The organism is Nitrospirota bacterium (assembly GCA_016178585.1).
GTDB lineage: Bacteria > Nitrospirota > Nitrospiria > JACQBW01 > JACQBW01 > JACOTA01.
The window spans coordinates 1-9293 of record JACOTA010000081.1; the positions used below are offsets into that span (position 1 = coordinate 1).

Annotated in this window: 8 protein-coding genes; 4 read left to right on the forward strand and 4 right to left on the reverse strand. The window is 44.1% G+C overall.

Features of this window, described 5'->3' with window-relative positions:
- The first annotated feature begins 178 nt into the window (after positions 1-178).
- Complete coding sequence (locus HYR79_12295; protein ID MBI1822479.1) at positions 179-1939, forward strand: EAL domain-containing protein; 1761 nt, start codon at positions 179-181, stop codon at positions 1937-1939.
- Between the two features lie 65 nt (positions 1940-2004).
- Here the strand turns inward: HYR79_12295 and pyk are convergent, their stop codons facing one another.
- From pyk to HYR79_12310, 3 genes are all read right to left on the reverse strand, one after another.
- Positions 2005-3429 carry a pyruvate kinase gene (gene pyk / locus HYR79_12300; protein MBI1822480.1) on the reverse strand — a complete coding sequence of 475 codons (1425 nt, stop codon included), beginning with the start codon at positions 3427-3429 and terminating at the stop codon, positions 2005-2007.
- A gap of 61 nt (positions 3430-3490) precedes the next feature.
- Positions 3491-4390 (reverse strand): GGDEF domain-containing protein, encoded by a 900-nt coding sequence (locus HYR79_12305; protein MBI1822481.1) that lies wholly within the window; start codon positions 4388-4390, stop codon positions 3491-3493.
- A 231-nt stretch (positions 4391-4621) separates the two neighbouring features.
- Positions 4622-6253, reverse strand: a complete 1632-nt coding sequence (locus tag HYR79_12310) for a serine/threonine protein kinase (protein ID MBI1822482.1) — start codon at positions 6251-6253, stop codon at positions 4622-4624.
- Between the two features lie 565 nt (positions 6254-6818).
- Between HYR79_12310 and HYR79_12315 the strand changes: the two genes are divergently transcribed.
- The 3 genes from HYR79_12315 (at position 6819) to HYR79_12325 (ending at position 8791) form a co-directional block, all read left to right on the forward strand.
- Positions 6819-7589 (forward strand): MotA/TolQ/ExbB proton channel family protein, encoded by a 771-nt coding sequence (locus tag HYR79_12315; protein MBI1822483.1) that lies wholly within the window; start codon positions 6819-6821, stop codon positions 7587-7589.
- A 65-nt stretch (positions 7590-7654) separates the two neighbouring features.
- Positions 7655-8380 carry an OmpA family protein gene (locus HYR79_12320; protein ID MBI1822484.1) on the forward strand — a complete coding sequence of 242 codons (726 nt, stop codon included), beginning with the start codon at positions 7655-7657 and terminating at the stop codon, positions 8378-8380.
- Between the two features lie 45 nt (positions 8381-8425).
- Positions 8426-8791 carry a PilZ domain-containing protein gene (locus tag HYR79_12325; protein MBI1822485.1) on the forward strand — a complete coding sequence of 122 codons (366 nt, stop codon included), beginning with the start codon at positions 8426-8428 and terminating at the stop codon, positions 8789-8791.
- 376 nt (positions 8792-9167) lie between these two features.
- Here HYR79_12325 and HYR79_12330 read toward each other — a convergent pair.
- On the reverse strand, positions 9168-9293 hold a 126-nt coding region (locus HYR79_12330; GenBank protein MBI1822486.1), incomplete at its 5' end, for an SDR family NAD-dependent epimerase/dehydratase.

The following is a 9293-nucleotide window of genomic DNA, read 5'->3' on the forward strand; positions in this document are numbered from 1 at the left end:
CGATCTCACATGCACTGGAAATTGTAAGGTACCATACAAGGAGAAACCATGTTGCCTATCGCTCACATAGGAAAAAGCTGTTGGCTTCAATTGCCAGTGGTTAAAAGATCCGCTGTAGTAATAAGTTATATCGGGTATCGTTTGCCTTGGAATCTTAGATAGTGTCGGGGTTACCTCAATGATGGATCCGGATCAGAACAAAAAAAGCCTTTTGATTTTGGAAAAGGCCCTTCGGGAAAGTGAATCCCGCTTTTCAGCCATTGCATCGATCACCGCTGATGCGGTGATCATGGTTGACGAGACCCAAAACATTATTTTTTTCAACAAAGGAGCAGAACATATCTTTGGATATCCATCCTCCGAAGTTATCGGCCGGCCGCTCGACCTCCTGATGCCTAACCGTTTTGCCCAACCCCATCGTAAACAAATAGAGGGTTTTGGGGCTGAAGCCGCTCCCTCCCGATTCATGCATGAGCGAAAACCTAAAATTTATGGCCGTCGGCGGGACGGTTCTGAGTTCCCCGCGGAAGCTTCTATTTCAAAATCGAAAAAGAACGGGCAAACCTTTTTTACTGCCGTGCTTCGTGATATCAGCAAACGGATCGAGGCAGATCTTGAGCGTAAGCGATTTGAAGAAAAAGTTCAACGTCTGGCCTATTATGATACCCTGACCAGCTTTCCCAACCGGCACCTCTTTCATGACCTTCTCGAAAAAGGGATTTTTCAAGGTCAACGGGATGGAAGACCGGGGGCGATTCTCCTTTTGGATCTTGATCGATTTAAGGAAATTAATGATACGCTTGGGCATCATCGCGGCGACCTTCTTTTGCAAAAAGTCGGTCTCCGTTTGAAAGAGGCGCTTTTTACCAAAGACACCGTCGCGCGCCTGGGAGGGGATGAATTTGGAATCTTGTTATCCATGGCGTCCTCTGATCATGCCGGATTAGTGGCCAATAAAATTCTAAAAGCTCTGGAGGAACCTTTTGAAGTTGAGGGGTTGCCGGTTGTGGTAGAGACCAGTATCGGCATTGCGCTTTATCCTGATCATGGTTCCAATGCCGACAGCCTCATTCAAAGGGGAGATGTGGCAATGTATGCCTCGAAAAAAGAAAAAATAGACTTTGTCGTCTATAATTCCGAACTGGATCAACACAGCCCAGGACGCCTGGCCCTGATGGGAGAGTTGCGGCACGCCATCGAAAACCGGCAGTTGTTTCTTCATTACCAGCCGATCATTGATCTTCAAACCCGGCGCATCTGCGGGGTGGAAGCCCTGGTGCGGTGGAATCACCCCAAACAAGGGATTGTTCCGCCGGATCAGTTTATCCTTCCCGCGGAACACACCGGATTGATTAAAACTTTGACTAAATTTGTTCTCCAGGAGGCGATCCAGCAGTCCCTTTCATGGACCAGGGAGGGAAAGAAAATCAGCTTGGCAGTTAATCTTTCGGTGCGGAATCTTCAGGATCCGCTCCTCCCCTCTCAGATGATACAAATGATTCGCTCCCTTGGGATTGAACCGGGTCTGTTGAATTTTGAAATTACCGAGAGCGCCATTATGACGAATATCGAGAGTGTGATAAAGACCATCCGTCTTTTAAATCATGAAGGGGTTAACTTCTCCATTGATGATTTCGGGATTGGGTATACCTCTCTCAGTTATTTAAAGAAACTGGCGGTCAAATCGATCAAAATCGACCGGTCGTTTATTAAAAACATGCTCCGCGATCAAGAAGATCATCTCATTGTCCGTTCAACCATTGATTTAGCTCATAGTCTGAATCTCAGGGTCATTGCGGAAGGCGTGGAGGATCAAGAAACCCTGGAAAAACTGATTACTTTAGGGTGCGACGAGGCCCAGGGTTATTTTATCAGCCGCCCCGTTCCTGCTGAAGATTTACTCCGCTGGAACAGTGAATCACCCTGGGGGTTGGGTTAAAAACGGGACAAGGTCATCCTGACAAAATCTCTTGTCAGCAGCATTTTGAAGTAGAAATGGCCAGATCAGCCATCTGGTATTTCGTTCTGAAAAACCCGAATAAAACTGTTTAAACCAGGGTTTCCTGAAGGAAGTTCTCCTGTTAAAATTATTGCTTCGCCAGGCAGGATCAATCCTTTTTTTTGAATCAGTTCAAAAATTAATTCGGGTTTTTGATCAATGCCAGCGAGGTCGTTTAAAAGCAACGGAATGACGCCCCAATACATGATGAGCTGTCTGCTGACTTTTTTATCTTCAGTCAAAGCAACAATGGGAACATGAGGTCTTGCTGCGGAAAGCCGCTGAGCGGTCTTGCCGGTTTGGCTGATCGCTACAATAATGCTTGCCTTGACTTGATTAGCAATATGACAGACCCCATTGGTTACAGCTTCTGAGGTCTCTTTTACGGGCTCTTTTCGTCTCTCTCCCGGCGGATTCTTTTTATGATGATTCTCCAGTTCCAAAATAACACGATCCATAATGCCAATCGCCTGCAAGGGATATTTCCCGATAGCCGTCTCCTGGGATAACATGACCGCGTCAGTTCCATCCAATACGGCATTGGCAACATCTGCAACCTCCGCCCGAGTCGGCCAGGGTTGCTCTACCATCGATTCCAGCATTTGGGTGGCAGTGACAACCGGTTTTCCCATCCGGTTGGCTAACGCGATGATCTTTTTCTGGGCCAAAGGGACCTGTTCTATAGGAATTTCAACCCCCAGATCGCCTCGCGCGACCATGACTCCGTCGCAACTTTGAAGGATGGGTTCAAGATGAAGCATTGCTTCACGCCTCTCAATCTTGGCCATCAATTTTGGGCTTTTTCCTCTCGCCTGACAATAGGATCTGATCTGCTCTATATCTTCCGCTTTCCGGACAAAAGAGAGGGCAACCCAGTCCACATCCTGCGCAAGTCCGAAATCAAGTTGTGTTAAATCATGTTTTGAAATTGATGGCATGGAAAGATTTGTTTCGGGAACATTAATCCCCTGCTCACTCCTTAGCTTTCCTCCTGCGATGACCTCGGTTTCAATTTCTGTGGAAAAAACTCGAATGACCTTTAAACGGATATGACCATCATCAATAAAGATCGGATCTCCAACCAAAACCTCTTCTGGCAGTTTGGAGTAACTAATCTGGACAGATTTCTCTGATCCTGGATCGGCATCGGTTCTCAGAATAAATCTTGATCCAGCTTTTAGAGTAACCTCCCCCTCTTTGACGTTTCCGATCCGGATTTTGGGACCGGGAAGATCCTGAAGGATCGCAACCGTCTTTTCCATGGAATCGGACTCTTCTCGAATAATCTGGATCCATTTTTCAAACTGGGCCGGTTCTCCATGAGAAAAATTCAATCGAGCGACGTTCATCCCGGCGCGAATTAAATCTTTCAACATCTTTCGACTTGCTGTCGCGGGACCAATCGTGCAGACTATTTTAGTGTTCCTCATTCTGAAAACACCTCCAGGAGATTATTTTGTAACACTTCCTTCATGACGTTAATCGAGGGGATTATGACGGAGAAAGGGAAGAGACAACGCGATTTCTGCCGAGATGTTTTGCCTTGTAAAGGGCGGCGTCGGCGGCAGCGACGAGTTGATCGGGGTCCTCTATCTTTTGATTTAATTCTCCGATCCCGATGCTGACGGTTATAAAAAAGGCAAAATCCTGGAAATTCATCGGATGTTTTTCAACAGTAGAGCGGGTTCGTTCGGCAACGATCGAAGCTTCTTTTAAGTCGGTGTGGGGAAGGATGAGGCAAAATTCTTCCCCTCCATAACGGGCAAACAGATCAGACTGCCGGAATGTTTTGTGGAGAAGTGTTGCAAACTCTTTCAGGGCATAATCTCCCGCCTGATGCCCCATTTGATCGTTGACCTTTTTGAAAAAGTCGATATCCATCATCATAAGGGTTAACGGTTCATTTAAAAGCCCGCATCTTTTGAATTCCCGGCAGAGGTAATCCTGAAACACTTGTTTGTTAAAAATTCCCGTTAAACCGTCTAATCTGGCCTTATCCGACAATTCACTGAGGTAGCGGTTTTCAACGCTTCCCGGCCCGATGAATTTAAGGAGGGTTTTCCCCAGCCGGATGAGGTCTCCATCTTTTAGAACAGCTTCAGTTACCTGTTTGTCGTTAAGATACAAACCGTTTGAGCTGCCGAGGTCTCTTATCAAAACATTATTGCCGGGCTGGAGAATGACTTCCGCGTGGTTTTTTGAAACGAGAGAATCTTCGAGCGGAATGTCACAGACTGAAAGGCGCCCAATAACCGCTCTTTTTTGAGTGATTGAAAGTTTGTCACCTAAACTGGCCCCTTCAACGACGACAAAACATGGATGAAAATATTTATCCCGTTCCAATCTTTTTTGGAAAACCGGCGAATGAATTCGAATGGTTTTATCGTCCATATTATTGAGTGAATTTTCCCGCAGGCATTTAAGTTCTCAAAATATAGGGTAAAATGAATTCAAAAAAAGTCAAATTAATGAATATGAATAACGGTCGAAACTCGGAATTGAAGAGAATTTTGCCAGTTAATTCTGAAAAGAGTATCCTATTTTTTCATCAAAAGTATTCTAGGAGAAAACGGTTGCTTTGACAAGGAATGATTTTAAGTTATCCCCAAAAAACCCAATGTTTTAATTAGAAAAAAGTTTTTTCATAAAACCCAATATGGTTTTTTCGCTTTTATCATTTTTTGATGAATCGGTTTGAACAGGAGGGCTTTCAGGATCGGGAAGAAGCTCTTTGATGATTGGAGCAATTTCCTCAAAACTGCGGTACCGTTTTACGCGGTCATTTGAGATCATTTTTGAAATTATGTTTTTGAGGTCGAGAGGCAGGAATTTTAATTCCTCGTGAAAGGAAAGTTTATCTCCATGCCATACGGGGAGCGATCCGGAAAGCATTTCGTAAAGGATGATGCCGATTGCGAAGATATCAGTCTGAGGGGATTTCGGTTCATTCGGAATGCCGTACCAGTTAATGAGAGTCTCCTCCCGGGAATAATGTTCTTCAAGGCCGAAGTCGGAGATTTTCACTTCTCCGGAGTCCGAAAAGAGAATATTGGTCGGGCGGACATTTCCATGGATGATCCTGTTTTTGTGAGCAAAAGAGAGTCCATCGCAAATTTCCAATACGATTTTCAGGGCCTCCTGCCAGGGTATGGTTTTGACAAGTCTCTCTTTTAGATTCCCTCCGTTAATATAGCCTTCCACAATAATATAGACTCTATCATTCTCGGATACCCCGAAGACATCCACGATATTTTTATGGCGTAAAGTCGTTAAGAGTTTAGCCTCGGCGATCCCTCCTTTAGTCCGCCTGCATTTTTTTACAACCAACAACTCTTTAGTTTCCTTTTTTTGGAACAGATAAACCGCTCCGTATTGGTTTTCTCTGATGATATCGAGCAAGACAAAATGATCTTCCAGATTTGTGATCTCCTGAAGAGCTTCTTTTTTCCGGGCGGCCTGAAGGTGGCCCCCCTGGAGGAAGTCAAGGAGACTCTCTTTTAACTCATCGACGGATTTATACCGATTTGCAGGCTCTTCTTCAAGGCACTTGAGAATGATTTTTTCCAGTTGCTTTGAAATGTCAGGATTCATTTCTGACGGACGTTTGAATCCGCTGGCCGGTTTGATTCCGGTAAACATGAAATAGAGAATCACTCCCACTGAATAAAGATCGCTCAAGATGGTCACATATTTTGAGCCTCTCTTTTGTTCCGGCGCCATATAAGCGGGAGTCCCGATGATGACGCCATCCTGGGTAATCTCTTCCGGATCTTGTTTTTCGTCATATAACATGGCAACGCCGAAGTCTGAAACCAGGACGTTTCCCTGAAGATCAATTAAAATATTAGAAGGTTTGATGTCCCGATGAATGACGCCGTTGTTATGGGCATAGGAAAGGGCTTTGCACATCTGAATGATAATATTTAACTTCTTGTTCGTATCATTTTGATAAAGTCCCTTCTTGATGGAATGGTCAAGCGTTTCTCCTGCGACATAATTCATAATGAAGTAGGGCAACCCCTTTTTGGTGGTTCCCCGATCAATGACGTTGATGATATTGGGATGGGTCAGGCGGGCGATAATGAGAGATTCCCTGTTAAAACGCTCAAGAGCCTCCTTGTTTGAAGTTAGTTGATGAGACAAAACCTTGATTGCGACAGGCCTGTTTAAAGAGGTTTGCATTCCCTTATAAACAGTTGCCATTCCTCCCTGGCCAATTTTTTCTAAAACAACGTATTGTCCGAGCTGAGACATCTTTTTTCCCAGGTTAAGTTTGCGGGATTTATCTGAAAGAGCGGGTTTTAAGCGAAATCAGAATGGATGAATCCCCTTCAGGAAAATTATTTTTATTTTAAAGGACATCTTTACCGAGAAGACCTAAATGAAATTTAACACTCTTTTAGGATCCTGTCCATGATCCCGGAAATTCTTTTTCTATGAAGAACCCTATACAAGTGTCGGGGGTAGCCGGGGAAACTGCAAAAATGGCTGCCTGACCTCCCCCCGTTTTTTTCAGTCTCGGTTGGCCCCTGTTTTTTCACCTAATCTTACGGCGACAGGAAAATATTTCCCAAAACATATGACGAATAGGAAAATAGTGCCCTGTGATAAGTCCGCGGTAATTTAAGAAGAACCTTAAGTCGCTATTTTTACTTCATTATCAGAGATCCCAGTATTTTCAGATTTATGGCACAACATTTGCGTTAGGCTGGAGTATGCGTCTTTCGTTTGCAGAAAGAGAGAAGGTCTTTATTCGCATTCTGGTTGCGAAGTATTCGGTGATGGAAACTTGTTGTAACGCAAAACTCTGGAGGAAAATATGAACGCTATCCTGGTTCTCATTTTTGTTATCGCCCTGTCATTGTTTTCTTCCACGGTGTTCCGGGATATAGGGTTGGCTATGGTTTTCAATCCCGATGCGCTGATGATTGTTGGCGGGGGCACCATTGTCGCGGTTTTTCTTGGCTTCCCGTTTAAAAGACTAAAAAAAACCTTCTTTGACATCATCGATAGCTTCCGGCCTAAAAGGGACCTGCGGGAAACGACTAAAGACATTCTTGAGGTCGCAAAAATCTATAGAAGAGCAGATATACGGGGGCTGGAACGAAAGATGAAATACGTTAAAGACGACTTTCTAAAAATGGGCATCAACCTTTTAATAAACAATCAAACCAATGAAGAGATTAGAGCCATCATGGAAAGGGGGATGGCCGCCAGAATCATGGACTACAATTTTAGCCAAAACGTGCTGAAGGCCATTGCAAGGCTTACTCCTTCTTTTGGTTTGGCTGGAACGGTGATCAGCCTTATCAAAATGTTTCAAAATATGCAGTCGATCGATTCAATCGCCCCGCAAATGGCCGTCGCGATGATGTCCACTTTTTACGGAGTGATCATCTCGAATCTATTGATGCTGCCTCTTTGCGCAAAATTAGAAGAACGGTCAATCCAGTCCGAGGCAGAGATGTATAGCATGATCGAAGGCATAGAAGCTATAAATAATAAGGATCATCCCCTCAGTATTGAGGATAAGATAAGCGGATATAGCATAACCTGGGACTTGAGCCCGGCGAGGATTAGTGGTGCGTAGGCAAATACGAAAAGCAAAAATAAGGTGCAGCGATTAGGGAAAAGCCTGGTGATAAGGAAACTAGAGTGGAAGAAATTATAAAGGAACGACCGATACCTGTGAGGGTTTCACGGCCGGATCCCTTCAAGAGGCTCGCTGAAAAATCAAAAACCTCCATTGACATGGATAGTAACTGGCTCATTACGCTGAGTGATGTCCTTTCGTTGCTTCTCGTGTTTTTCGTCATGTACATGGTTATAGCAAAAACGACGGTGAAGCCGGCAAATTCGGAAATAAACCAAAACCCCAACGTTCTTTTATCCGATACCGGTGCGCAGATGACAGCCTCCCTATCCCGCGATAATATCCTGGACGAGATGAACTCAGAAATAAAAAATCTGGGCATGGAAAATGATGTGTCAGTTCATGCTGTTGATAAAGAAATTAACATTACCTTGAAGGAAAAAGTCACCTTTAGTCCCGGAGAAGCCGAGACGTTAAAAAGCTCCCAACCGATACTCGACAACATTGCTCAAATCATTCAACGAAATCCATCATTCCTTGTCGAAATAGAGGGACATACGGATAATATCCCGATAAAAACGCTCCTCTTTCCTTCGAATTGGGAATTATCCGTTGCAAGGGCTACGAGTGTATTAAAATATTTCATCAGTCATCACGGTATTTCTCCTTCACGTCTCACGATTAAAGGGAATGCCGATCAGAAGCCAGTGGCAATGAACGACACATCAGAAAACAGGGCTCGTAACAGAAGAGTCGAGATAAGACTTAAAGAGAGTGTAACTCAATAATGAGCCCAGGTTGCATTAAATGAAATATCGGGTATAATTTAAGTCATGAATTCTCAACAAAAGGACAATTTGAACCGACGGAGAGATCCCAGAGTCGCGGTAAGATTTAAAGCCACCTATCGGATTGTCCAGCCGGAAAATGGAAAAGAGAGGCTGAAGTTCCAAACCCACAATTTAGGGAGCGGCGGGTTAATGTTTTATTCTGACCATCCTATAGAGGTTGAAACTCACCTTGAAGTCAGCTTATTTCTCGACGAAGAACCAATCGAGTTGATCGCCGAGGTCATCTGGATGAAAAAGGAGCCCCGGACCGGCCAGATTGATCCCGGGTACGCAATCGGGCTCCGATTCGAGATCGTCACCGACGGGAACTTCGCGAAAATTGACCAGTGCGCTCAGCAATTCAATTAGAACCCTCATAAACAGGACCCTCACTCCGGAACATATCAATAAAAAGCCTGTCCCTTATATTCGGTCAATTCGTCACCCCCCAGATATCGTTGACCAAAAGATCGAGTCTTCCCTCCCCGTCTTTTTCGTTAAAAAACATCATCAGAACAAATAGGCATTGAACCCTGCTTCAAGACCGGCAATCTTAACCTAACGAATATCCTGACTTCTCTTTTTAATTCTTCAACCCAGGGCATTAAAATATCCCGCATCGAAACAGGCGATCAGTTTCTTTTATTAGATTACTTAATTTTAATTATTTTTATTGGAAGGATGAGTATATTTATTAGCTTTTAGGCGAATAAAGCAACATGATCTCAAATTAGAAAATCATATTTTAGCTTTTTAAAAGCTTCTCAAAATAAGTAATGGTTTTTTTCAATCCTTGTTCCAGTTGAACCGTCGGTTCCCAGTCCAGGTTTTTCTTGGCCAGAGAAATATCAGGGCAACGCTGGGTCGGGTC